Here is a 24,087-nt window from a genome sequence, read left to right on the forward strand (position 1 = left end):
TTACAGGTAGGCCCTGATGGCGGCGACCGTCTCCGCCGGAGCGCTGAGATTCGGGCAGTGGCCGGTCGCATTCATGACCACCAGTGTGCTCCCCGCCAGGTGCTCGTGCACATAGGCACCCACGACACCCGGCGCGATGACGTCGTCGGTGCACTGGAGGATCAGGGCCGGGGTGCGCAGGCTCGCGAGGTCCGCCCGGTTGTCGGACATGAAGGTCACGTGGGCGAACTTCTTGGCGATCTCCGGATCGGTGGCGCAGAAGCTGTTGGTCAGCTCGGCGCCGAGCTCGGGTCGGTCTGCGTTGCCCATGATGACCGGCGCGATCGCGCTCGACCAGCCGAGATAGTTGCTGTCGAGCGACTCGAGCATCTCCTCGATGTCGCTCTTGCCGAAGCCGCCGACGTAGTCGCCGTCGTCGATGTAGCACGGCGACGGTCCGACGAGGACCAGCTTGGCGAAGCGCTCCGGCTCGCGGATCGCGGCGAGCACGCCGATCATCGCGCTGACCGAGTGGCCGACGAAGACGACGTCGTGCAGCTCGTGCTCGTGCAGGATCTGTAGAACGTCGCTCGCGTACCCGTCGAGAGTGGAGTAACGCTCGTCGTCGTAGGCCGTCAGGTCGGAGTGGCCCGCGCCGACATGGTCGAAGAGAACGATGCGGTGGGTGTCCTGGAACGCCGGGGTGACGTAGCGCCACATGTTCTGGTCGCACCCGAAGCCGTGCGCGAACACCATCGGCCGGCCGTTCGCCCGGCCGGTCACGGTGACCGCGTTTCGCTGAGTCGTTTTCATCTCATGCTCACCACCGGGTCACCATACGACTCCGGGCCGTCTCCCACATCGCCCCCCATGTCCGTCGTTTGCGAAGGATCTTCATCGATTCCGGTACGGGCGGAGAACGTCACGCCCGTCGATCGGGTGATTCGATCAACATCGGCGAGGTGGCGGCCCGGCTCTAACCTGGCGGAAGGCGCCCGGATGGCGACCGATGCGACGGCCCGGTACCAGCGGTGGGAGGAGATCGACGGATGGCCGACCAGCAGCCGGAGAATCCAGCCGCACCGGCGCCCGGACCCGCCGGCGGTGCGGACGCCCCGGACGACCCGACCCCGGCCGACGGCGTCACCGCGGCCCGGTGGAGCGGCTCCGCGGTCGTCCCGCCGCACGTGCCGCGGCGGCCCTGGTGGTCGCGCCGCCGCGGGGAGGACCGACCGTCGCCGCCCGCCGACCCCTGGGCCGGCCGCGATGACCCCTCGGTGACGCCCGCGGTGGATCCGTGGGCCGACCAGGACACACCCTGGCAGGCCGAGCTGCCGTTCCCGGAGGCCATGCCGCCCACCCGGATCGTGGGCGCGATGCCGCCCACCCGCATCGGACCGCCCCTGCCGCCGACCCGCACCGACCCGCCGGTTCCGCCCGCACCCGCCCGACCCCCGATGCCGCCGGCGAGCGCGCCGGCCTTGGGAGGGCCGCCCGCGATCGCGCCGACCGCCGGAGGGATGCCGCCCGCGATCGCGCCCGCCGCGCCCACGAAGCGCCGCTGGGGCCGCAACCGCGCCAGGAAGGCGCCGGCCACCGCGGTCAACCGGCTCCCGATTCAGCCCCGGCCGCCGGCGGCGCCGCCGCAGTCGCGCCCGGCCCCGCCCCCGGCGCCGCCGCCGTGGCAGCGCCCCACGCAGGGCCGCCCGCCGGCGGCTCCGCCGGGGCGGCGGCCACTGCCACCGGCGCGCCGCAAGCGCCGCTGGCCGCGCCGGCTCTTCCTGTTCACCCTGGTCAGCCTGGTCTGCTGCTGTGGCGTGCCCGGCTATCTCGCCTGGCCGGCGGCCAGCCAATACCCGGTCACGGCGGACCTGCCGGCGTCGATAGCCGACCTGGACCTGCGGGAGGACGGCGCGAGCCGGCGGGCCGTCGAGCGGCTCACCGAGGAGCTGCGCGGCACCAGCCTGGTGCAGGGCGACGTCTTCGCCGGTATCTACGCGGACGGCAAGGGCAAGAAGGTGACCGTCTTCGGCACGACGGGGCTGCGGCTCACGCCGCAGGAGGACGTCGAGGCCGAGATCGCGCACCTGGCCGACGGATACCGGATCAAGGACATCGAGCCGTACGACCTGGGCGAAACCGGCCTGCACGAGCGCTGCGGCGTCGGGCGCAAGGGCGGCAGCGCGGTCGTCGTCTGCGCCTGGGCCGACCACGGCAGCCTCGGCACCGTGATGTTCACCAGGCGTTCGGTGGCGGAGAGCGCGGAGCTCACCGGCCTGGTCCGCAGCTCGGTGCTCGTCCGCCGATAGGGGTGACCCCTGGTAGGGGTCACCCTCCGTCGGCTACGCCTCGGGCGTCTCGGGCTTCTCCGGCGTCGTGCCGCGCGGCGGTGCGTAGCGGGGCACGTACTCCTGGCCGGTGAGCTTCTGGATCTCGGCCATGACCTCGTCGGTCAGCGTGCGCAGCGCGGTCCGGTCGTCGCTGCGGCCGTCCGTCGGGATCGGCGCGCCGAACTTGATCGTGACCTTGCCCTTGACGGGCCGGGGGATGCGCTGGCCGATCGGCTGCACCTTCTCCGTGCCGATCATGCCGACCGGGATGATCGGCACGCCGGCCGCGACGGCGAGCCGGGCCACGCCGGTGCGCCCGCGGTACAGCCGGCCGTCCGGCGAGCGGGTGCCCTCGGGGTAGACGGCGACCATGTCGCCGGCCTTGAGCACCGGGATCGCCCCGTCGAACGCCGCCAGCGCCGCGCGGCCGCCGCCGCGCTCGACCTTGATTGCGCCGAGGCCCTCCAGCACGAACTTGGTGACGTTGCCGCCGACGCCGCCGCCGCGGAAGTACTCGGCCTTGGCCCAGAACGCGATGTGCCGGGGCACGACCGCGCCGAGGAACAGCTCATCGGCGACGGACAGGTGGTTTCCGGCGAAGATGGCGCCGCCGGACGCGGGGATGTTTTCGAGACCTTCGACGTGCGGCCGCCAGCCGAGTGTCATCGCTTTACCGACAGTGATCTTGCCGATCGAGTAGAGCAGCGGCAACGTGTTCCTCCGGCGGGGACTTCCAAGTTGATGAGGGGGCAGTTCGAGGTTATCGGAAACCGACCGGAAAACCCCTGTCGGGGCAGCCTCCGACCGGCTCGGCATTTACCGCCGAAGCAGGCAAAAGCCGAGCCGACCGGCGGTGGGATTCACCCCGCCCGGGTGACCGACACCGTGACGGCCTCGCCGTCACCGGCCTCGCCGCTGAAACCGGTCGCGCCCGGGTCGAGGGCCAGCGAGGTCGCCAGCGTCTCCGCCGCGACGAAGTCACGGTGCGTCTCGACCGCGGCCGAGACCGCCGGCGTGGCGGCGACGAGCAGCGAGATCCGGTCCGACACGTCCAGCCCGGCGTCGCGCCGGGCCTGCTGCACCACCCGGATCACGTCGCGGGCCAGCCCCTCGGCGGCCAGTTCGGGCGTGACCTCGGTGTCGAGCACGACCACGCCGCGGCCGGCCGGCAGCGGCGCCGAGTTCTCCGCGTCGGCGGCGACGAGCTTGAGCTCGTACTCGCCCTCCTGGAGGGCGACGCCGGCGACGACCGGCGCGCCGTCGACAAGCTCCCAGTCGCCGGCCTTGACGGCCTTGATGACCACCTGGACCTGCTTGCCCAGGCGCGGGCCGAGTGCGCGCGGCACCACGGTCAACACCTGCTGCGAGTACGCGGCGAGATCGGCACTGAGCTCGACGGCCTTCACGTTGACCTCGTCGGCCAGCAGGTCGGCGAACGGCCTCAACGCATTGGCGTCTGGGCTGGCGACCGTAAGCTTCGCCAGCGGCAGCCGTACCCGCAGGGCCTTGGCCTTGCGCAGGGAGAGCGCCGCGGAGGCCACCTCGCGGATCGCGTCCATGGACGCGACCAGGTCGTGGTCGGCGGGGAACGCGCCGGCCTCGGGCCAGTCGGTCAGGTGCACCGAGCGCTCACCGGTCAGGCCGCGCCAGATCTCCTCCGCGGTCAGCGGCGCGAGCGGCGCCACCACCCGGCAGAGGGTCTCCAGCACGGTGGCCAGGGTGTCGAACGCGTCGGCGTCGCCGGCCCAGAAGCGGTCCCGGGAGCGGCGCACGTACCAGTTGGTCAGCGCGTCCAGGTACGAGCGCACCGACGCGGCCGCACCCGAGATGTCGTACTCGTCGAGCTGCCGCGTGGTTTCCGAGACGAGCTCGTCGGTCTTGGCCAGGATGTAGCGGTCGAGCAGGTGCGCCGAGTCGGTACGCAGCGTCGCCTCGTGCCCGGCGGCGTTGGCGTACAGGCTGAAGAAGTACCAGACGTTCCAGAGCGGCAGCAGCACCTGGCGCACCGAGTCGCGGATCGCCGTCTCGGTCACCGGCATGTCCCCGCCGCGCAGCACCGGCGACGACATCAGCATCCAGCGCATGGCGTCCGAGCCGTACGAGTCGAACACCTCGTACACGTCGGGGTAGTTGCGCAGGCTCTTGGACATCTTGCGGCCGTCGGCGCCCTGGAGGATGCCGTGGCTGAGGCAGTTGCGGAACGCCGGCCGGTCGAACAGCGCCGTGGCCAGCACGTGCATGGTGTAGAACCAGCCGCGGGTCTGCCCGATGTACTCGACGATGAAGTCGCCCGGGTAGTGGTGCTCGAACCAGTCCTTGTTCTCGAACGGGTAGTGCACCTGCGCGAACGGCATCGACCCGGACTCGAACCAGCAGTCGAGCACCTCCGGCACCCGGCGCATCGTCGACTTCCCGGTCGGGTCGTCCGGGTTGGGGCGGGTCAGCTCGTCGACGTACGGCCGGTGCAGGTCGGTCACGGCGACGCCGAAGTCACGCTCCATGTCGGCCAGCGACCCGTACACGTCGACCCGCGGGTAGTTCGGGTCGTCGGACTTCCACACCGGGATCGGCGAGCCCCAGAACCGGTTGCGGCTGATCGACCAGTCGCGGGCGTTCGCCAGCCACTTGCCGAACGAGCCATCCTTGATGTGCGACGGCGTCCAGGTGATCTCCTGGTTGAGCTCGACCATCCGGTCCCGGAACGTGCTGACCGCGACGAACCAGGAGCTCACGGCCTTGTAGACCAGCGGCGTGTCGCAGCGCCAGCAGTGCGGGTACGAGTGGGTGTATCCGTCGTGGCGCAGCACGACGCCGCGGCCCTTGAGCTCCGCGATGATCGCCTTGTTGGCGTCGAAGACCTGAACGCCCTGGTAGTCGGGCACGAGCGCGGTGAACCGGGTGTGCTCGTCGACGGTCACGATCGTCGGGATGCCGGCCGCGTTGCAGACGGTCTGGTCGTCCTCGCCGAACGCGGGCGCCTGGTGCACGACCCCGGTGCCGTCCTCGGTGGTCACGTAGTCGGCGGCGAGCACCTGGAAGGCGTTCGGGCCGGCCTGCTCGACCAGGAAGTCGAACAGCGGCGTGTAGCGGCGCCCGGCCAGATCCCGGCCGAGCACGGTGCCGACCTGCTCGAAACCCTCGAGCTCCTTGGCGTACGCCGGGACGCGCCCCGCGCCGAGGATCAGCTTCTCGCCGTCCTTCTCGAGGATCGCGTACTCGATGTCCGGGCCGACCGCGAGCGCGAGGTTCGACGGCAGCGTCCACGGCGTGGTCGTCCACACCGCGATCTTCTCGCCGGTCTCCAGCTGGAAAGTCACGGTCAGCGCCGGGTCGGTCCGGTCCCGGTATACGTCGTCCATACGGGTCTCGGTGTTGGACAGCGGCGTCTCGCACCGGAAGCAGTACGCGAGCACCCGGAAGCCCTCGTAGACCAGGCCCTTGTCGTGCAGGGTCTTGAAGGCCCACAGCACCGACTCCATGTAGTCGGTGTCGAGGGTCTTGTAGTCGTTGCCGAAGTCGACCCAGCGGGCCTGGCGCGTGACGTAACGCTCCCAGTCCTTGGTGTAGGCCAGGACCGAGGTGCGGCAGGCCTCGTTGAACTTGTCGACGCCCAGCTCGAGGATCTGCGCCTTGGTGGTGATGCCGAGCTGCTTCTCGGCCTCGACCTCGGCGGGCAGCCCGTGGGTGTCCCAGCCGAACCGCCGCTCGACGCGCTTGCCGCGCATCGTCTGGTACCGCGGCACCAGGTCCTTGACGTAGCCGGTGAAGAGGTGGCCGTAGTGCGGCAGGCCGTTGGCGAACGGCGGGCCGTCGTAGAAGACGTACTCGTTGCTGCCGTCCTGCCCGGCGGGCCGGGCCTCGACGCTGGCCTCGAAGGTCTTGTCGGCGGTCCAGTGGTCGAGCACGGCGCGCTCGACGGCGGGCAGGTCGGGGCTCGCGGGCACGCCCGTCGCGGGGGTGTGCTTGGGGTAGGACATCGGTGGTCGCTCTCCTCGCGCAGCTCACTGTCGTGGTCTGCGAGGACGAGCCGGAGCCCGCGGTACCACCTCGCTTGACGTCGCCTGCGCGACGCCCGCTCGTTCTGCGGCTGTGACGGGCCGCGACCGTCCGGTTCTACTGAGGCGAACGCCCGTTCTTCCGGAGACTCCCCGGTGATGGCCGGATCAGTGCCTGAACGCCCAACGATACCGGCAGCCCGTCAACGCGGCGGCGCCGGCAGGGTCGTGTTCCACAGCGAGACGCCGTCACGGTCGCGCAGGTCCACCCGGAAGGCCCCGGTGGCGGCGTCGATGCGCACCTCGCCGAAGTGCTGGTAGCCGTCGGCGGGCGAGGTGTTCGCGACCGGCGGCGCGTGCACGAACGCGACACTCGGGCCGAACGTCGCATCCAGCGCGTTCGGGCCGAATCCGCCCGCGTGGGCAGGCCCCGACACGAACTCCCAGAACGGCGTGAAGTCCTGCACCGCGGCCCGCGCCGGGTCGTAGTGGTGCGCGGCCGTGTAGTGCACGTCCGCGGTCAGGAAGACGATGCCGGTGACGCCCGCCCGGTGCGCCGCGCGCAGGACCTGGGCGAACTCCAGCTCCCGGCCTTTCGGCGCGCCCGGATCGCCCTGTGCCACGCCCTCCTGGGCGGCCGGGCCGTCCGGCACCACGACACCCAGCGGCAGATCGTTGGCGATCACCTTCCACGTCGCCCGCGACGCGCGCAGGCCGCGGATCAGCCACTCGCGCTGCTCGGCGCCGAGCAGGCCGCGGCGCGGATCGGCGTACGTGTTGCCGTCGTTGACGTCCTTGAACGTGCGCATGTCCAGCACGAACACGTCCAGCAGCGGCCCGTACGAGATCCGGCGGTGCACCGGGCCCGACCGCCCCGGCACCGGCACCCACTCGTGGTACGCCCGGTGCGCCCGCGCCGCCAGCACGTCGACCCGCTTCTCCGTGTAGCGCGCGTCGTCGAGGATCTCGCCCGGGTACCAGTTGTTGACCACCTCATGGTCGTCCCACTGGTTGATCTGCGGCACCTCCGCGGCGAACGCCTTGTACGCGTCGTCGAGCAGGTTGTACGCGTACTGCCCGCGGTACTCGCGCAGCGTCTCGGCGACCTTGGACTTCTCCTCGGTCACCAGGTTGCGGTAGATCCGGCCGCCGGGCAGCGCCACCGAGGACGGCAGCGGTCCGTCGGCGTACACGGTGTCGCCGCTGTGCAGCAGGAAGCCGGGCCGGCGCTCGCGCATCGCGTCGAAGAGCTTCAGCCCACCGTACGCGGGGTCGATACCCCAGCCCTGCCCGACGACGTCGCCGGTCCACACGAACGAGACGTCCTGCCTGCGGGTCGGCGCGGTGGTCAGCGAGCCGTCGATCGGCTCACTGAACAGGCCGGCCCGGTCGATGCTCTCCACCCGTACCCGATAGTGCAGCCGCTGCCCCGGCGGCAGGCCGCGCAGGCGCACCTTGCCGGTGAAATCGGTGTCCGGTGTCAGCACCGGCCCGCGCACGCGGCGGGCGCCGCGCAGGTCCGGGCGCCGGCCCACCTCGACGAACATCCGGCCAGGACGGTCCGCGCGGGCCCAGACGACCGCGGAGTCGGCGGTGGCGTCGCCGGACTGCACGCCGTGTGTCAGCACCGGCCGGTCCGCCGACCAGCCGGCGAAGACCGGCCCGGCCGGCAGGGCACCGAGAACGCCGCCGGCCAGCCCGGCCCGCAGCAGGCTGCGTCGATCGATGGAGGTCATGACCGGAGGCTCTCGGCGCGACATGAAGCCCGCGCGTCACCGAGGTGACCGAGCCATGTCGTTGAATGGGCATCTACATACCAGGAGGAGAAATGCCCCGCTTGGCCATCAACACCGTGGCGCCCGGCGCGTACCGCGCGGTGCTCGGCATGGAGAAGTACTGCAAGGACAGCGTCGACCCGACCCTTTACAAGCTGATCAAGCTGCGCGCCTCGATCGTGAACGGCTGCTCGTTCTGCACCGACATGCACAGCCGCGAGGCGCTCGAGCAGGGCGAGTCGAGCCGCCGCCTCTTCGCGGTGGCCGCCTGGCACGACGCGCCGTTCTTCACCGAGCGGGAACGGGCGGCCCTCGCCCTGACCGACTCGGTGACCCGCCTCGGCGAGCACGGCGTCCCGGACGAGGTCTGGGAGCCGGCGGCCAAGGCGTTCACCGAGGAGGAGCTGGCGAACCTGCTGGTGGCGATCGCCACGATCAACGTCTGGAACCGGCTCTCGATCGCCACCTGCACCCAGCCGCCCGCGGAGGTTTAGAGCTCCGGGAACCAGAGGGCGAGCTCACGCTTCGCACTGTCGGGTGAATCGGAGGCGTGCACCAGGTTCTCCCGGTTCGACAGCGACAGGTCGCCGCGGATCGTCCCCGCGGCGGCCTTGCGCCCGTCGGTGGCGCCGACCAGGGCGCGCACGACGGCGATGACCTCGTCGCCGGAGAGGACCAGGGCGGCCAGCGGCCCGTTGGTCATGAACTCCTTGAGCGGCGGATAGAACGCCTTGTCCACGTGCTCGGCGTAGTGCCGGTCGGCGAGCTCCGCGTCCATCGTGCGCACGACCAGCGCATCGATCGTGAGGCCCTTGCGCTCGAACCGGCCGAGGATCTCACCGAGGAGGCCGCGGCGCAGCGCATCGGGCTTGACGAGCACGAGCGTGCGCTCGGCGGAAGTAGCGGTGGACAACGGAGGATCCTCCTGGTCATGGCGGCGCGCCGGTGTTGTCACACCGGGATGTCAGCCTATCGGTACCGCCCGAGGGGCGAGCGGCAACCGCCCTTTCACGGGCGGGCACCGCTACGTAACCTGACTGGTAACCCGGGAGGTCCACAGTGGCAAACCAGAACGGCCGGCCGATCGCGCCCGCGCGCAAACTCGTCGCCGCGGTCGTCGGCACCATCGCGGTCTTCGTGATGCTGTTCGGCCTCGGCATGTCGAGCTGGGCGATCGTCGCCCTGGGGGTGGCGATGCTGGCCCTGGCGATCGGCGTCGGCATGGTCAACGTCGTGCGCCGCGGCGCCCGCGCCTGGGTGGCCGGAACCGCGCAGGTCAAGGCGGTGTCGGACCCGCCGGCCACGTCGATCTACGGCCGCGCCGAGCTCCAGATCGTCATCGTGGCCCCGGGCCTGCCCACCTCCGAGGTGACGGTCCGCGACCCCCGGGTGCCGGTGACCAAGTGGCCGCACGTCGGCGACACCCTGCCGGTGACGGTCGACGTCGACGACATGCGCCGGGTCCGCATCAACTGGGACGAAGCGGAATCCCACGAGGCCACCCTGAACGCCCCTCCCCTGTACTACGAGGAGGACCTCCCCGACGACGACCTGCTGGGCGGCGAGCCGGCACCACCACCCTGGGCGACCCGCGACCGCCAGTGGGGCCGCGGCCCCGACGAGCCCCCGCCGCCCCCGCCGGCCCCACGATCACCGGACCTGGACGACGCACCCCCACCACCACCGCCCCGCGCCGCCGAACCGGACGAGGCACCCTCCCCCGTGATCGTCCGCGACGCACCCGGCGGCCCGATCGTCGAGGGCCACCTGGTCGAGCCCGACTTCGACTACCGCGCCCCGCTGCCCCAGCGCGCCCGCACCGCCACGGCCGCCCCGCCACGCCCCGCGGAGACAACACCAAGATCAACCACAACCCTCGATCCCGATACGCACACCGAGCCGACAGAAGCAGCGGCCACCACCCCGCAAGCGGCTACCGGCTCCCCAGAGGCGCCCCACCCCCCAGAGGCAGAGCAGGCACCGCCCCCCGCGCCGACCCAGCGCACCGCCCAGCCCGCACCCCCCGCACCGGACCCCGAGCCCCCGGCGGCGCCCTCCACAACCGCCCACGCTCCCGCCCCCGCTTCCGCCCACGCGGACCCGGAGCCAGACATCGACCTCCCGCTCGACGAGACCCCGAAGACCTCCACCCCGCCCGCCCACGACCCCGAGATCGACCTCCCCCTCAGCGGCGACCCGGAACCAGCCCCCGAGACCCGGCCACAGGCCCACGCGGCGATGGCAAGCGGCCTGATCGCACCCCCGGTAGGCGCCCACCGCTCCACCACCGACGACACCCAGCCCAACCCGAACCAGCCCAACCCGAACCAGCCCGACCCGAACCAGCCCGACCCGAACCAGCCCGACCCAGACCAGCCCGAGCCGAACCAGCCCGCCGCACCCGCGAGTGAACGGGCCGCCCGGATCCTCGACACCGAGACACCACCCGCCGGCGCCGAGACACCGGCCGCCAGCACCGCAGTAACCGACGCTCCCCCCACCCGCACGACAAGATCCGCCGACGACGCCCTGCTCGGCGACCTGGAACCGCCCCCGTGGCAGGTCCGCGAACGCCAAGAATCCGCGAACACCACACCACCGACCAACGACCCCGACCCGAACCCCCAGACCGAACCGGCACCCGCCTCCAGCGACGACCCCACCGCCGCTGAGCAGGAGTCGACAACCGAGACCAGGTCGCGCCCGCGCCCCCACCACGGCACCGACGACGACCAGATCGCCCCCGCCACCGCATCCGAACCCGTAGCACCATCAGCCGCCCCACCATCAGCCGCCGCAGCACCATCAGCCGCAGCACCATCCGCCGCCGCGGCACCGTCAGCCGCAGCACCATCCGCTGCCGCGGCAGCGGGTCCGCCACCGGCCGACGCCACCACCGGCGCGTCCGCGGCAGAGGAGCACGCACACCACAGCGAGCGCCCGAACCCCACGACCGGAGGCGCAACCGGCCTGCCGGCGGCAGCCGCCGCGGTCGTCGCCGCCGGAATAGCGGCATTCGGCAACGCCCTGCGAGGCAAGAAGCACGAGGACCCCCAGCCCTCCCACGCCCAGGACCCCGCCGAGCCCGAAATCGCCCGCCCGGCACCTGTCCCACCCACCCGCCGAGACCCGACGGCGCCGCCCACCCCCACGACTCAGGCCGCCTCAACCCCCCGCGCGAACACCGACCCCGAACCCGCCCCAACCCCGCCCCTCAGCGACCTACGCGCCACACGTCCCGCCGCCGAGCCCTCAACAGCCGGAGCCGGACCCTCGTCCCCAGCTCCTTCCCCAAGGCCCGCCCCCGCCCACCCCGAGGCAGAGGCACCGCCCTCAGCCCCGACACCCTCCAGCGCCCGAGCCGAGGCACCACCTCCAGGCCCGACACCCTCCAACGCCCGAGCCGAAGCACCACCTCCAAGCCCGGCGCCATCCAGTGCCCGGTCCGAGGCACCGCACCCAGGCCCCACACCCTCCAGCGCCCGAGCCGAAGCACCGCCTCCCGGTCCGGCGCCATCCAGTGCCCGGTCCGAGGCGCCGCCTCCGGGCCCGGCATCCACCACCGCCCGGGCCGCGGGGTCGTCTCCAGCTCCCAGCCCGAGGTTCGCCACCGCCCGGCCTACGGCACCACCCCCAGGCCCGGCGTCTGCCAGCGCCCGCGCCACGGCGCCGCCCCCAGGCCCAGCGGCTGCCACTACCCGCGCCACAGGGTCGTCCCCAGCTCCTGGCCCGAGATCCGCCACCTCCCGGCCCACGGCACCGCCCCCAGGCCCGGCGACTGCCACCACTCGCGCCACAGGGTCGTCCCCGGCTCCTGGCCCGAGATCCGCCACCTCCCGGCCCACGGCACCGCCCCCAGGCCCGGCGACTGCCACCACCCGCGCCACGGGGTCATCCCCCGCTCCAGGGACTACGACCGCCCGAGCCACGGCACCGCTGCCAAGGCCCGGCCCGTCCTCCTCCACCGCCTGGGTACCGAGGCCCGCCTCCGGCCCGGTCTCGGCACCGGCCCCGACGCCGCCCTTCGGAGAGACCCCGCCACCCGCAGCGGATTCCGACGCGGGACCGATCTACCGCCCGGCTACCGGCACAGCGGCGGGCACCGCCGCAACCACCAGGTCCGCAGGCGGGACAAGGCGCGCCAACGGCCCGTGGTCAGACCTCGAAGGCGGCTTCGAACCGGACGAACGCGCCGACGACCTGATCACCGCCTACCCGAGCGCCCGCCCGGGCCCGGCCGGCGCGATCCACGGCGTAGGCATCACGGTCCTGGTGACCAACCTCGAACGCTCGGTCACGTTCTACCGCGAGATGCTCGGCTTCTACGAGATCGACTCAGGCTCAAGCAGCGCGGTACTCGCCTCGGGCGACACCCGCCTAGTCCTACGCAAGGTGCACGACCTGTCCTCGGTCGCCGGCCGCCTGATCTACCTGAACCTCGAGGTAGGCGACGTGGAAGCGGTATACGAGGACCTAATGAGCAAGGGCGTGACCTTCGTACACGGCCCACGCCCGGTAAACCGCGGCGGCAAGCTGGAACTCTGGGCGGCCTCGTTCCACGACCCCGACAACCACAACATCGCCATCACCCAATGGCGAGCCATCCGCTGACCCCAAGAGCGCGCCCCGCCACCACGCGGGGCGCGCCGCAATCCGCCGCGACCCCACCGCCCGAGGCTCCCCGCCCGACGCCAACCACGACCCCAACTCCCGAGCAGCCGGCCAGCCACCACCCATCTCCCGCAGGCAGCCAACCACCACCGAGCTGACGGCCAACCACCCGACTCAAGGGCTGACCGGCCAACCACCACCCGGCTCCAGCGCAGCGGCAACCACCACCCGGGTCCAGCGGAGCGGCAACCACGACCCGGGTCCGGGCAGAGACAATCACCACCCGGGTCCGGGCAGAGGCAATCACCCCCCGGGTCCGGGCAGAGGCAATCACCACCCGGGTCCGGGCAGAGGCAATCACCACCCGGCTGCGGGGCTGACGGCCAACCACCGCCCAGCTCCCCTGCAAGCAGCCAGGTGCCACCCAGCTCCCCCGGCAGCGGCCCGCTCGGGGTGGGCGGTCAGCCCAGGATCTTCCGGCGGACCGTGGTCGCGTAGATCCAGGCCGCGCCGAAGATCAGGCCCAGCGCCGCCAGCGACCAGTGCAGCAGGCCCGCCGCCAGCAGCAGAACCTGGAGCGCCGATCCCGCGTGCCAGGCCCACGGCCGGCGCATGCTGCCGGCGAGCACCGCCGCCAGCACCGCGAGGGCCACCACCACGCCGACACCCCAGCCGCTGAGGTCGCCGCCGGAGAGTCGGATCGGCTGGATCGCCAGCAGCAGCACGATCGCTTCGAGGGCGAGCGTGCCCGCGCCAAGCCCCCGCACCGCCGCCTCGGGGTTACGCAGCCCGGAGCGACGCGGCGGATCCCCGTCGACCGGATCCCCGTCGACCGGACCCCCGCCGACCGGACCCCGGTCGACCGGACCCCCGTCGGCCAGATCCCCGTCGGCCAGATCCCCGTCGACCGGGGCCTCGTCGGCCGGGGCCGGGGACACCGGCTCTGGTAGCGGGGTTGTCACTTCTTCAGGAGCTTCCTGGCGTCGGCGACGGTCACGACCGAGCCGGTGATCAGCACGGCGACGCCGCTGTGTTCGCCGTCCGTGTTCTCCTCGGCCAGGACGACCGCTTCCTCGATCGCGTCCGGCATCGACTGCGTGACGGTCACCCGGTCCTCGCCGAAGATCTCGATCGCCAGCTCCGCCAGCTCTTCGACCGGCAGCGCGCGCGGTGAGCTGTTCTGCGTCACCACGAGCTGGGCCGTGACCGGCTCGAGCAGCTCGAGCAGGCCGGCCACGTCCTTGTCGCCGAGCACCGCGACGATGGCGACCAGGTGGCGGAACGCGAACTCCTCCTCGAGGGCGCGCACGGTGGCGGCCATCCCGTGCGGGTTGTGCGCGCTGTCGAGCAGGATCGTCGGCGCGCTGCGGACCCGCTCGAGCCGGCCCGGCGAGTCGACGCCGCCGAAGCCCTCGCGGACCAGGTCCGGATCGAGCTGCTTGTCGGGTCCCGCGCCGAGGAACGCCTCGACGGCGGCGAGCGCCACGGCCGCGTTCTGCGCCTGGTGCGCGCCGAAGAGCGGCAGGAACACCTCGTCGTACACGCCGCCGAGGCCCTGGAGGGTGAGCACCTGCCCGCCGACCGCCTGGTCACGCCGGATGACGCCGAACTCGCTGCCCTCGCGGGCCACGGTCGCGCCCACCTGGGCGGAACGCTCCAGCAGCGGCCGCATGGCCTCTTCCGTCTGGAGCGCGGTGATCACGGTGGCGCCCTGGTGGATGATGCCGGCCTTGGCCCAGGCGATGTCCTCGATCGCGTCGCCGAGCCACTCGGTGTGGTCGAGCCCGATCGGGGTGATGACGCAGACGCCGGCCTCGAGGACGTTCGTCGCGTCCTCCTCGCCGCCGAGACCGACCTCGACCACCGCGATGTCGACGGGCGCGTCGGCGAACGCCGCGTATGCCATCGCCGTGGTCATGTCGAAGTAGGTGAGCGGCTCGGCGGCCTGCTTGTCGACGAGGTCGGCGAGCGGCGCGATCTCGTCGTAGACCCGGGTGAGCCGCTCCTCGGTCACCGGCTCCCCGTCCAGGCTGATCCGCTCCCGGACGGTCTCCAGGTGCGGGCTGGTGTAGCGCCCGGTGTGCAGGCCGTGCGCGCGGAGCAGGCCGTCGATCATCCGAGCGGTCGAGGTCTTGCCGTTGGTCCCGGTGAGATGGATCGACGGGTACGCCCGCTGCGGAGAGCCGAGCACGTCCATCAGATCCCGGATCTTCTGGAGGTCGAAGGCCATGCGGGTGAAGCCGCGCCCGTCGAGCGCGGCGATCACCTCTTGGTAGCTGCTCATGCCGCCGGCAACGCCTTCAGCGCCGCCGCGATCCGCGCCAGATCGGCCTCGGCCGTCGCCAGCCGATCCTTGATCTTCGCGACCACCTGCTCGGGTGCCTTGCCGATGAACGCGTCGTTGTCGAGCTTGGCGCGGCACTGTGCCGCCTCCTTCTCGGCGATGCCGCGGTCCTTCTCCAGGCGAGCCCGCTCGGCCGCGACGTCGATCGTGCCGCGGGTGTCGAGGTCGACGGTGATGCCGCCGGTGACCGCGAGGGTCGCCGTGGCGGCGAAGTCGGCGGCGGGCGCGTCGAGCCGGGCCAGCGAGCGGATCAGCGGCTCGTGCACGTCGATGCCGACGTTGCCGAGGCCGGTCAAGGCCGCGCTGACCCGCTGGCCGGGACGCAGGCCCTGGTCCGAGCGGAAGCGCCGCACCTCGGTGACGACCTTCTGCAACGCGGCCAGCTCCTCCTCGGCCACGTCGTCGATCCGGGCCTGCTCGGAGACCGGCCAGGCGGAGGTGACAAGCGACTCGGCGCCGGTCAGCACCGTCCACAGCTCCTCGGTGACGAACGGGATCACCGGGTGCAGCAGGCGCAGCAGCTGGTCGAGAACGTGCCCGAGCACCCGGCGCGACCGCGCGGCCTCGGGGCCGTCGGTGGCCAGGACCGGCTTGCTGAGCTCGACGTACCAGTCGCAGACGTCGTCCCACGCGAAGTGGTAGAGCGTGTCGCACGCCTTGGCGAACTCGTACGTGGCGAGCTGCTCGTCGACCTCGGCGATGACGTGCTGAAGCCGGGACAGGATCCACTTGTCGACGGCCGACAGCTCACCGGTGTCCGGCACGTCGCCCTCGACCGTCGCGCCGTTCATGAGCGCGAAGCGGGTCGCGTTCCACAGCTTGTTGCAGAAGTTGCGGGAGCCCTGGCACCACTCCTCGCTGATCGGCACGTCCGAGCCGGGGTTCGCGCCGCGGGCCAGGGTGAAGCGGGTGGCGTCGGCCCCGTAGCGGTCGATCCAGTCCAGCGGGTCGACGGCGTTGCCGAACGACTTCGACATCTTCTTGCCGTGCGCGTCGCGGACCAGGCCGTGCAGCGCGACGACGTCGAACGGCTGCACGCCGTCCATCGCGTACAGGCCGAACATCATCATCCGAGCGACCCAGAAGAAGAGGATGTCGTAGCCGGTGACCAGGACGCTTGTCGGATAGAACTTGGCGAGGGTCTCGGTCTGCTCGGGCCAGCCCATCGTGGAGAACGGCCACAGCCCGGACGAGAACCAGGTGTCGAGCACATCCTCGTCCTGCGTCCAGCCCTCGCCCGACGGCGGTTCCTCGTCCGGTCCGACGCAGACCACCTCGCCGGCCGGCCCGTACCAGACCGGGATGCGGTGGCCCCACCAGAGCTGGCGCGAGATGCACCAGTCGTGCATGTTGTCGACCCACGCGAAGTAGCGCTTGGCCAGCTCCGGCGGCTCGATGGCGACCCGGCCGTCGCGCACGGCGTCGCCGGCGGCCTTCGCGAGCGGCCCGGTGTTGACGAACCACTGGAGCGACAGCCGCGGCTCCACCGTCGTCTTGCACCGCGAGCAGTGCCCGACCGAGTGCTGGTAGGGCCGCTTCTCGGCGACGATCCGCCCGTCTTCGCGCAGCGCCGCCACGACGGCGGGCCGGGCCTCGTAACGGTCGAGGCCCTCGAACGGCCCCGGCACGGTCACCACGGCACGCTCATCCATGATCGTCATGCTCGGCAGGTTGTGCCGCCGGCCGATCTCGAAGTCGTTCGGGTCGTGCGCGGGGGTCACCTTCACCGCGCCCGTGCCGAAGCTGGGGTCGACGTGCTCGTCGGCCACGATCGGAATGCGCCGGCCGGTGAGCGGCAGCTCCACCTCGGTGCCGATCAGGTGCTTGTAGCGCTCGTCGTCGGGGTGCACGGCAACGGCGGTGTCGCCGAGCATGGTCTCGGCCCGGGTGGTGGCGACCACGATCGAGTTGTCGCCGTCGCCGTACCGGATGGAGACGAGCTCGCCGTCGTCGTCGGAGTGCTCGACCTCGATGTCGCTGAGCGCGGTCAGGCAGCGCGGACACCAGTTGATGATGCGCTCGGCCCGGTAGATGAGACCGTCGTCGTACAGCCGCTTGAAGATGGTCTGCACGGCGCGCGACAGGCCCTCGTCCATGGTGAAGCGCTCGCGGCTCCAGTCGACGGAGTCGCCCAGCCGGCGCATCTGCCCGGTGATCGCGCCACCGGACTCGGCCTTCCATTCCCAGACCTTCTTGACGAAGGCCTCGCGGCCCAGGTCGTGCCGGGAGAGCTGCTGCGCGGCGAGCTGGCGCTCGACGACGTTCTGCGTGGCGATGCCCGCGTGGTCCATGCCGGGCAGCCACAGCACCTCGAAGCCCTGCATCCGCTTGAGGCGGCTGAGCGTATCCATGATCGTGTGCTCGAGGGCGTGGCCGACGTGCATGGAGCCGGTCACATTCGGCGGCGGGATGACGATTGAGAAGGGCGGCTTGTCGCTTGCCGGGTCCGCCGTGAAGTAGCCCGCCGATACCCAGTTCTCATACCGCCGCTGCTCTACCTCGCCCGGCTGGTACTGGGCGGAGAGGCCACCGGTGGGCCGGCTGTCGGGGGTACGGGTGTCGGTCGCTTCGGTCACCGGACAAGTCTACGGAGCCCGCTCGGGTGGGTTGCTATCGCACCGCCCTGCCTGTGGACAACCGGTTGTTACGCTCGCACGATGTCCGAGCACCCTGGCCATCCGCCGCACACCGAGGCGGACCCGGTAGAGATCAACCCCGAGCCGTTCGCCCTGACCGAGCCGGCCGAGGAGAAGACTCCCGGGCCCCGCCCGCGGTCGCGGACCAGGACGATCGTGCTGAGCTCGCTGCTCGCGGTCGGCCTGGCGGGCGCATCGGTCGTCGGCCTGGCGGCCTGGCGCATCGCCTCGCAGAAGGACGCCACCCTGACCGTCCCGGCGGAGGTCGCCGGGCTGAGGGTGGACAGCAGCGAGGATGGCCGGTCGACGGGCGACTATCTGCAAACGGCGTTGTCGGCCGAGGTCGCGCTCGACGAGGCGGTCGGTGCGGTGCTGACCGACGGTTCCGACAAGGACGTGCTGTTCTTCGGCGGCACCACGCTGATCTGGATGCCGGAGAGCGACCTGGAGACCGCGTTCGGCCTGATCTCGGACGAACAGGGCGCCGTGACGGGCCTGCACGACGTTCCGGCCGGCCCGCTCGGCGGAACGATGAAATGCGGAACGACCAAGTCCGACGGCGCGGACATGCCGGTGTGCGGCTGGGCAGATCACGGCAGCCTCGCGCTGGCGATGTTCCCCGGCCGGACGGAGGCCGACGCCGCGGCGCTGTTCGAAGACATCCGTTCCGCGTCCCAGAAACGCAACTGAGCAGTTCGTCAAAAGGAAACGCCCACCCGGAAACGGGTGGGCTTCTTTCGAATGCAAACGCAGAAAAGGCCCACCCGTTGCCGGGTGGGCCTTTCCTATCACGTTAAGTCCGGCGGCGTCCTACTCTCCCACACCCTCCCGAGTGCAGTACCATCGGCGCTGGAGGGCTTAGCTTCCGGGTTCGGAATGAGACCGGGCGTTTCCCCTCCGCTATAACCACCGAAACAGCTATCAGCGACACAACCAACATCCCTCTGACACACACCCTGATGTTGCCGGGCGTGCAAAGGGGTGGTTGTTTGCTGTGAATCACACAGTGGACGCGTCGAGCATAAAGTTTGGTGTAGTTAAGCCCTCGGCCTATTAGTACCGGTCGACTGAACCTATTACTAGGCTTACATCTCCGGCCTATCAACCCAGTAGTCTAGCTGGGAGCCTTACCCACTCAAGGTGGTGGGATACCTCATCTCGAAGCGAGCTTCCCGCTTAGATGCTTTCAGCGGTTATCCCTTCCGAACGTAGCTAACCAGCCGTGCCCCTGGCGGGACAACTGGCACACCAGAGGTTCGTCCGTCCCGGTCCTCTCGTACTAGGGACAGCCCTTCTCAAGTATCCAACGCGCACGGCGGATAGGGACCGAACTGTCTCACGACGTTCTAAACCCAGCTCGCGTACCGCTTTAATGGGCGAACAGCCCAACCCTTGGGACCTGCTACAGCCCCAGGATGCGACGAGCCGACATCGAGGTGCCAAACCATCCCGTCGATATGGACTCTTGGGGAAGATCAGCCTGTTATCCCCGGGGTACCTTTTATCCGTTGAGCGACACCGCTTCCACACGCAAGTGCCGGATCACTAGTCCCGACTTTCGTCCCTGCTCGACCTGTCAGTCTCACAGTCAAGCTCCCTTGTGTACTTACACTCAACACCTGATTGCCAACCAGGCTGAGGGAACCTTTGGGCGCCTCCGTTACCTTTTAGGAGGCAACCGCCCCAGTTAAACTACCCACCAGACACTGTCCCTCGACCCGATCAGGGCCGCAAGTTAGATACCCAAATCCAACAGAGTGGTATTTCAAGATTGCCTCCACCCGAACTGGCGTCCGAGCTTCACAGGCTCCCACCTATCCTACACAATTACATTCGGATACCAATGTCAAGCTATAGTAAAGGTCCCGGGGTCTTTCCGTCCTGCCGCGCGTAACGAGCATCTTTACTCGTACTGCAATTTCGCCGGGCCTGTGGTTGAGACAGTGGGGAAGTCGTTACGCCATTCGTGCAGGTCGGAACTTACCCGACAAGGAATTTCGCTACCTTAGGATGGTTATAGTTACCACCGCCGTTTACTGGCGCTTAAGTTCTCCGCTTCGCCCCGAAGAGCTAACAGGTCCCCTTAACGTTCCAGCACCGGGCAGGCGTCAGTCCATATACATCGTCTTACGACTTGGCATGGACCTGTGTTTTTAGTAAACAGTCGCTTCCCCCTGCTCTCTGCGGCCATACCACGCTCCACCCGCAAGGGGCTTCACGCGTCCGGCCCCCCTTCTCCCTAAGTTACGGGGGCAATTTGCCGAGTTCCTTAACCACAGTTCGCCCGTCGCCTCGGTATTCTCTACCTGACCACCTGTGTCGGTTTGGGGTACGGGCCGCTCGGAACATCGCTAGAGGCTTTTCTCGGCAGCATAGGATCACTGACTTCACCTGAATCGGCTCGGCATCACGTCTCAGCCTCAATGTGTCACGGATTTGCCTATGACACGGCCTACACGCTTACCCCGGCACAACCACCGGCCGGGCTCAGCTACCTTCCTGCGTCACCCCATCGCTAAACTACTACCCACCAGGATCCCAGACTCCCCACCCTTGACCCGAAGGTCGCCGGCAGATCGCGTGGTTAGCATAATGAGGTTCGTCTTGGGCGCTCCTTCGCGGGTACGGGAATATCAACCCGTTATCCATCGACTACGCCTCTCGGCCTCGCCTTAGGCCCCGACTCACCCAGGGCGGATTAGCCTGGCCCTGGAACCCTTGGTCATCCGGCGGAAGGGTTTCTCACCCTTCATTCGCTACTCATGCCTGCATTCTCACTCGTGTAGCGTCCACGGCTGGATCACTCCGCCGCTTCACCCGCCACACGACGCTCCCCTACCCATCCACACACCTGCACCCCAACCCGAAGATTGGAGCGGGGTTAATATGTGAATGCCACAGCTTCGGCGGTGTGCTTGAGCCCCGCTACATTGTCGGCGCGGAACCACTTGACCAGTGAGCTATTACGCACTCTTTAAAGGATGGCTGCTTCTAAGCCAACCTCCTGGTTGTCTATGCGACCCCACATCCTTTTCCACTTAGCACACGCTTAGGGGCCTTAGCTGGTGATCTGGGCTGTTTCCCTCTCGACTACGAAGCTTATCCCCCGCAGTCTCACTGCCGCGCTCTCACTTACCGGCATTCGGAGTTTGGCTGATTTCGGTAAGCTTGTAGGCCCCCTAGACCATCCAGTGCTCTACCTCCGGCAAGAAACACGCGACGCTGCACCTAAATGCATTTCGGGGAGAACCAGCTATCACGGAGTTTGATTGGCCTTTCACCCCTAACCACAGGTCATCCCCCAACTTTTCAACGTTGGTGGGTTCGGTCCTCCACGCAGTCTTACCCACGCTTCAACCTGCCCATGGCTAGATCACTCCGCTTCGGGTCTAGGACATGCGACTGAAGACGCCCTCTTCAGACTCGCTTTCGCTACGGCTGCCCCACACGGGTTAACCTCGCCACATGCCACTAACTCGCAGGCTCATTCTTCAAAAGGCACGCCATCACCCCGAAAGGCTCTGACGGATTGTAGGCGAACGGTTTCAGGTACTATTTCACTCCCCTCCCGGGGTACTTTTCACCATTCCCTCACGGTACTTGTCCGCTATCGGTCACCAGGAAGTATTCAGCCTTACCAGGTGGTCCTGGCAGATTCACGGCAGATTACAGGAGTCCGCCGCTACTCGGGAACACCACAAGGAGGTCACACATTTTCGCCTACCGGGCTCTCACCGTCTACGGCCGACTTTCCCACGTCGTTCGACTAACATGCGACTTTGTAACTCCCCACCGTGCTGTCAGACACGGAAAGCAGGTCCCACAACCCCGAACACGCAACCCCTGACAGGTATCACACGCGCCCGGTTTAGGCTACATCCGCTTTCGCTCGCCACTACTCACGGAATCACTTTTGTTTTCTCTTCCTACGGGTACTGAGATGTTTCACTTCCCCGCGTTCCCCCCATACACCCTATGAATTCAGGTGCAGGTAACACGACATGACTCGTGCTAGGTTTCCCCATTCGGACACCCTGGGATCACAGCTTGGTTGACAGCTCCCCCAGGCCTATCGCGGCCTCCCACGTCCTTCATCGGCTCCTGGTGCCAAGGCATCCACCGTTCGCCCTTGACAACTTAACCACAGAAAACAAGATGCTCGCGTCCACTGTGCAATTCTCAACCAACAACCAACCCACAACCCACCGGCCCCCACCAAACCCCGGAAACCACAGTCCCCGGGCGGTATGAAAGACCAGGTCATGCCTGGATAGTTCTGAAACAACAACCGCGGATCGATCCGTAGACCGTCATCGCTTGGTTGTTCTTTCAGGACCCAACAGGGTGCCTATCGCCATCCACCAGCCGCACCAGCCCACCGTTCCTGCAAGAGCTCACGCTCTCGTGTACTTGGTTGGCCGGCCGTTGCCGGTAGTGACTCGCCAGTGTCTCCGCCTGCGAGCACCCCACCACCACATTCGGATGGTGCGGGCTACTGGACGTCTTTCGACGTCTAGTTGCTCCTTAGAAAGGAGGTGATCCAGCCGCACCTTCCGGTACGGCTACCTTGTTACGACTTCGTCCCAATCGCCAGCCCCACCTTCGACCACTCCCTCCCTTACGGGTTAGGCCATGGGCTTCGGGTGTTGCCGACTTTCGTGACGTGACGGGCGGTGTGTACAAGGCCCGGGAACGTATTCACCGCAGCGTTGCTGATCTGCGATTACTAGCGACTCCGACTTCACGGGGTCGAGTTGCAGACCCCGATCCGAACTGAGACCGGCTTTTTGGGATTCGCTCCACCTTACGGTATCGCAACCCTTTGTACCGGCCATTGTAGCATGCGTGAAGCCCTGGACATAAGGGGCATGATGACTTGACGTCATCCCCACCTTCCTCCGAGTTGACCCCGGCAGTCTTCGATGAGTCCCCGCCATAACGCGCTGGCAACATCGAACGAGGGTTGCGCTCGTTGCGGGACTTAACCCAACATCTCACGACACGAGCTGACGACAGCCATGCACCACCTGTCACCGGCCCCGAAGGACCCCGCATCTCTGCGAGTTTTCCGGCGATGTCAAACCCAGGTAAGGTTCTTCGCGTTGCATCGAATTAATCCGCATGCTCCGCCGCTTGTGCGGGCCCCCGTCAATTCCTTTGAGTTTTAGCCTTGCGGCCGTACTCCCCAGGCGGGGCGCTTAATGCGTTAGCTGCGGCACAGAGAACCGGAGAGGTCCCCCACACCTAGCGCCCAACGTTTACAGCGTGGACTACCAGGGTATCTAATCCTGTTCGCTCCCCACGCTTTCGCTCCTCAGCGTCAGTATCGGCCCAGAGACCTGCCTTCGCCATCGGTGTTCCTCCTGATATCTGCGCATTTCACCGCTACACCAGGAATTCCAGTCTCCCCTACCGAACTCTAGCCTGCCCGTATCGAATGCAGGCCCGCGGTTGAGCCGCGGGTTTTCACAGTCGACGCGACAAGCCGCCTACGAGCTCTTTACGCCCAATAAATCCGGACAACGCTCGCGCCCTACGTCTTACCGCGGCTGCTGGCACGTAGTTGGCCGGCGCTTCTTCTGCAGGTACCGTCACTTGCGCTTCGTCCCTGCTGAAAGAGGTTTACAACCCGAAGGCCGTCATCCCTCACGCGGCGTCGCTGCATCAGGCTTCCGCCCATTGTGCAATATTCCCCACTGCTGCCTCCCGTAGGAGTCTGGGCCGTGTCTCAGTCCCAGTGTGGCCGGTCGCCCTCTCAGGCCGGCTACCCGTCGTCGCCTTGGTAGGCCATTACCCCACCAACAAGCTGATAGGCCGCGAGCCCATCCCAGACCGAAAAACTTTCCACCAAACCTCATGCGAGGAAAAGTCATATCCGGTATTAGCCCCCGTTTCCGAGGGTTATCCCAAAGTCCAGGGCAGGTTACTCACGTGTTACTCACCCGTTCGCCGCTCGAGTACCCCGAAGGGCCTTTCCGCTCGACTTGCATGTGTTAAGCACGCCGCCAGCGTTCGTCCTGAGCCAGGATCAAACTCTCCAACAAAAACTGTGGAAAATCATCCCGGCAACAAAAAACTTGCTGCCAAAGGACACCACAACCACACCCACCAAAAACTAGTGGACACAGCCATGGCCAAAATCCTAATGGCACTGGCTTATCAAGCACCCTGTTGAGTTCTCAAAGAACAACCACACACCGAACTTGCCACCTTCAGGTGACTCACTCGGGGCAACCCCTCTAACTTACCCGGTCGACTTCGCCAGCGCAAGACCTAGATCTTGGAAGATCCGAAGACCTTCGTAGCATCGCCCGAATGTTTCCCGCGCTGACGCTCATCCCTGCCGGGATGTTCGTCGATGCGGATGGCCTCTGCAGACCGGCCGATGATCGCTTAGCGACCCATCCGCCCGGCTCC

Annotated in this window: 13 protein-coding genes and 3 rRNA genes; 4 read left to right on the forward strand and 12 right to left on the reverse strand. The window is 68.5% G+C overall.

Annotated elements, in window-relative coordinates:
* A complete protein-coding gene (locus BJ971_RS32410; RefSeq protein ID WP_184996941.1) occupies positions 1 to 792 on the reverse strand; it encodes an alpha/beta fold hydrolase in 792 nt (263 codons plus the stop codon).
* A gap of 236 nt (positions 793 to 1,028) precedes the next feature.
* Between BJ971_RS32410 and BJ971_RS32415 the strand changes: the two genes are divergently transcribed.
* Positions 1,029 to 2,288 (forward strand): hypothetical protein, encoded by a 1,260-nt coding sequence (locus BJ971_RS32415; protein WP_184996942.1) that lies wholly within the window; start codon positions 1,029 to 1,031, stop codon positions 2,286 to 2,288.
* A gap of 33 nt (positions 2,289 to 2,321) precedes the next feature.
* Here BJ971_RS32415 and BJ971_RS32420 read toward each other — a convergent pair whose 3' ends face one another.
* The 3 genes from BJ971_RS32420 to BJ971_RS32430 all read right to left on the reverse strand — a co-directional run bounded on the left by BJ971_RS32420 (position 2,322) and on the right by BJ971_RS32430 (position 8,040).
* Positions 2,322 to 3,020, reverse strand: a complete 699-nt coding sequence (locus tag BJ971_RS32420; RefSeq protein ID WP_184996943.1) for a lysophospholipid acyltransferase family protein — start codon at positions 3,018 to 3,020, stop codon at positions 2,322 to 2,324.
* Positions 3,021 to 3,169: 149 nt separating this feature from the next.
* Positions 3,170 to 6,286 carry an isoleucine--tRNA ligase gene (gene ileS, locus BJ971_RS32425; protein ID WP_184996944.1) on the reverse strand — a complete coding sequence of 1,039 codons (3,117 nt, stop codon included), beginning with the start codon at positions 6,284 to 6,286 and terminating at the stop codon, positions 3,170 to 3,172.
* 221 nt (positions 6,287 to 6,507) lie between these two features.
* Positions 6,508 to 8,040 (reverse strand): alkaline phosphatase D family protein, encoded by a 1,533-nt coding sequence (locus BJ971_RS32430; protein ID WP_184996945.1) that lies wholly within the window; start codon positions 8,038 to 8,040, stop codon positions 6,508 to 6,510.
* Positions 8,041 to 8,132: 92 nt separating this feature from the next.
* On the opposite strand from BJ971_RS32430, the gene BJ971_RS32435 reads away from it, so the two are divergent.
* Entirely contained in the window at positions 8,133 to 8,573 is a 441-nt protein-coding gene (locus BJ971_RS32435) for a carboxymuconolactone decarboxylase family protein (protein WP_184996946.1), read from the forward strand.
* On the opposite strand, the gene ndk is transcribed toward BJ971_RS32435, so the two are convergent.
* Both ndk and BJ971_RS32445 read right to left on the reverse strand, forming a co-directional pair.
* Complete coding sequence (ndk, locus tag BJ971_RS32440; RefSeq protein ID WP_184996947.1) at positions 8,570 to 8,992, reverse strand: nucleoside-diphosphate kinase; 423 nt, start codon at positions 8,990 to 8,992, stop codon at positions 8,570 to 8,572. The two genes, BJ971_RS32435 and ndk, sit on opposite strands and share 4 nt — an antisense overlap.
* Positions 8,993 to 9,008: 16 nt before the next feature.
* Positions 9,009 to 9,302, reverse strand: a complete 294-nt coding sequence (locus BJ971_RS32445; RefSeq protein ID WP_184999378.1) for a hypothetical protein — start codon at positions 9,300 to 9,302, stop codon at positions 9,009 to 9,011.
* A 3,049-nt stretch (positions 9,303 to 12,351) separates the two neighbouring features.
* Between BJ971_RS32445 and BJ971_RS41780 the strand changes: the two genes are divergently transcribed.
* Positions 12,352 to 12,690: a VOC family protein gene (locus tag BJ971_RS41780; RefSeq protein WP_239087370.1), complete on the forward strand. Its 339-nt coding sequence runs from the start codon at positions 12,352 to 12,354 to the stop codon at positions 12,688 to 12,690.
* A gap of 461 nt (positions 12,691 to 13,151) precedes the next feature.
* Here the strand turns inward: BJ971_RS41780 and BJ971_RS32455 are convergent, their stop codons facing one another.
* Genes BJ971_RS32455 through BJ971_RS32465 form a run of 3 tightly spaced genes read right to left on the reverse strand, consistent with a single transcriptional unit; the run spans position 13,152 to position 17,610 of the window.
* Positions 13,152 to 13,628: a DUF4233 domain-containing protein gene (locus BJ971_RS32455; protein ID WP_377885431.1), complete on the reverse strand. Its 477-nt coding sequence runs from the start codon at positions 13,626 to 13,628 to the stop codon at positions 13,152 to 13,154.
* A 20-nt stretch (positions 13,629 to 13,648) separates the two neighbouring features.
* Positions 13,649 to 14,974: a bifunctional folylpolyglutamate synthase/dihydrofolate synthase gene (locus BJ971_RS32460; RefSeq protein ID WP_184996948.1), complete on the reverse strand. Its 1,326-nt coding sequence runs from the start codon at positions 14,972 to 14,974 to the stop codon at positions 13,649 to 13,651.
* Positions 14,971 to 17,610, reverse strand: coding sequence for a valine--tRNA ligase (locus BJ971_RS32465; protein WP_184996949.1), 2,640 nt, complete (start codon positions 17,608 to 17,610; stop codon positions 14,971 to 14,973). The genes BJ971_RS32460 and BJ971_RS32465 overlap by 4 nt, the downstream gene beginning before the upstream one ends.
* A gap of 81 nt (positions 17,611 to 17,691) precedes the next feature.
* On the opposite strand from BJ971_RS32465, the gene BJ971_RS32470 reads away from it, so the two are divergent.
* A complete protein-coding gene (locus tag BJ971_RS32470) occupies positions 17,692 to 18,360 on the forward strand; it encodes a hypothetical protein (protein WP_184996950.1) in 669 nt (222 codons plus the stop codon).
* Positions 18,361 to 18,467: 107 nt separating this feature from the next.
* On the opposite strand, the gene rrf is transcribed toward BJ971_RS32470, so the two are convergent.
* From rrf to BJ971_RS32485, 3 genes are all read right to left on the reverse strand, one after another.
* A 5S ribosomal RNA gene (gene rrf / locus BJ971_RS32475) occupies positions 18,468 to 18,584 on the reverse strand.
* Between the two features lie 119 nt (positions 18,585 to 18,703).
* Positions 18,704 to 21,813 (reverse strand): 23S ribosomal RNA (locus BJ971_RS32480).
* A gap of 385 nt (positions 21,814 to 22,198) precedes the next feature.
* Positions 22,199 to 23,714 (reverse strand): 16S ribosomal RNA (locus BJ971_RS32485).
* Together the 16S, 23S and 5S rRNA genes form the textbook arrangement of a ribosomal RNA operon.
* Positions 23,715 to 24,087: the final 373 nt, after the last annotated feature.

The sequence above is a fragment of the Amorphoplanes digitatis genome (genome assembly GCF_014205335.1).
In the GTDB taxonomy this organism is placed as follows: Bacteria; Actinomycetota; Actinomycetes; order Mycobacteriales; family Micromonosporaceae; genus Actinoplanes; species Actinoplanes digitatus.

Bases quoted from the DNA above. Each gene is read 5' to 3' on its own strand.
- BJ971_RS32445 (WP_184999378.1), bottom strand. From the start codon at position 9,302: ATGCCGACGCCGATCGCCAGGGCCAGCATCGCCACCCCCAGGGCGACG.
- ileS (WP_184996944.1), bottom strand. From the start codon at position 6,286: ATGTCCTACCCCAAGCACACCCCCGCGACGGGCGTGCCCGCGAGCCCC.
- BJ971_RS32430 (WP_184996945.1), bottom strand. From the start codon at position 8,040: ATGACCTCCATCGATCGACGCAGCCTGCTGCGGGCCGGGCTGGCCGGC.
- BJ971_RS32470 (WP_184996950.1), top strand. From the start codon at position 17,692: ATGTCCGAGCACCCTGGCCATCCGCCGCACACCGAGGCGGACCCGGTA.
- BJ971_RS32410 (WP_184996941.1), bottom strand. From the start codon at position 792: ATGAAAACGACTCAGCGAAACGCGGTCACCGTGACCGGCCGGGCGAAC.
- BJ971_RS32435 (WP_184996946.1), top strand. From the start codon at position 8,133: ATGCCCCGCTTGGCCATCAACACCGTGGCGCCCGGCGCGTACCGCGCG.
- BJ971_RS32460 (WP_184996948.1), bottom strand. From the start codon at position 14,974: ATGAGCAGCTACCAAGAGGTGATCGCCGCGCTCGACGGGCGCGGCTTC.
- BJ971_RS32415 (WP_184996942.1), top strand. From the start codon at position 1,029: ATGGCCGACCAGCAGCCGGAGAATCCAGCCGCACCGGCGCCCGGACCC.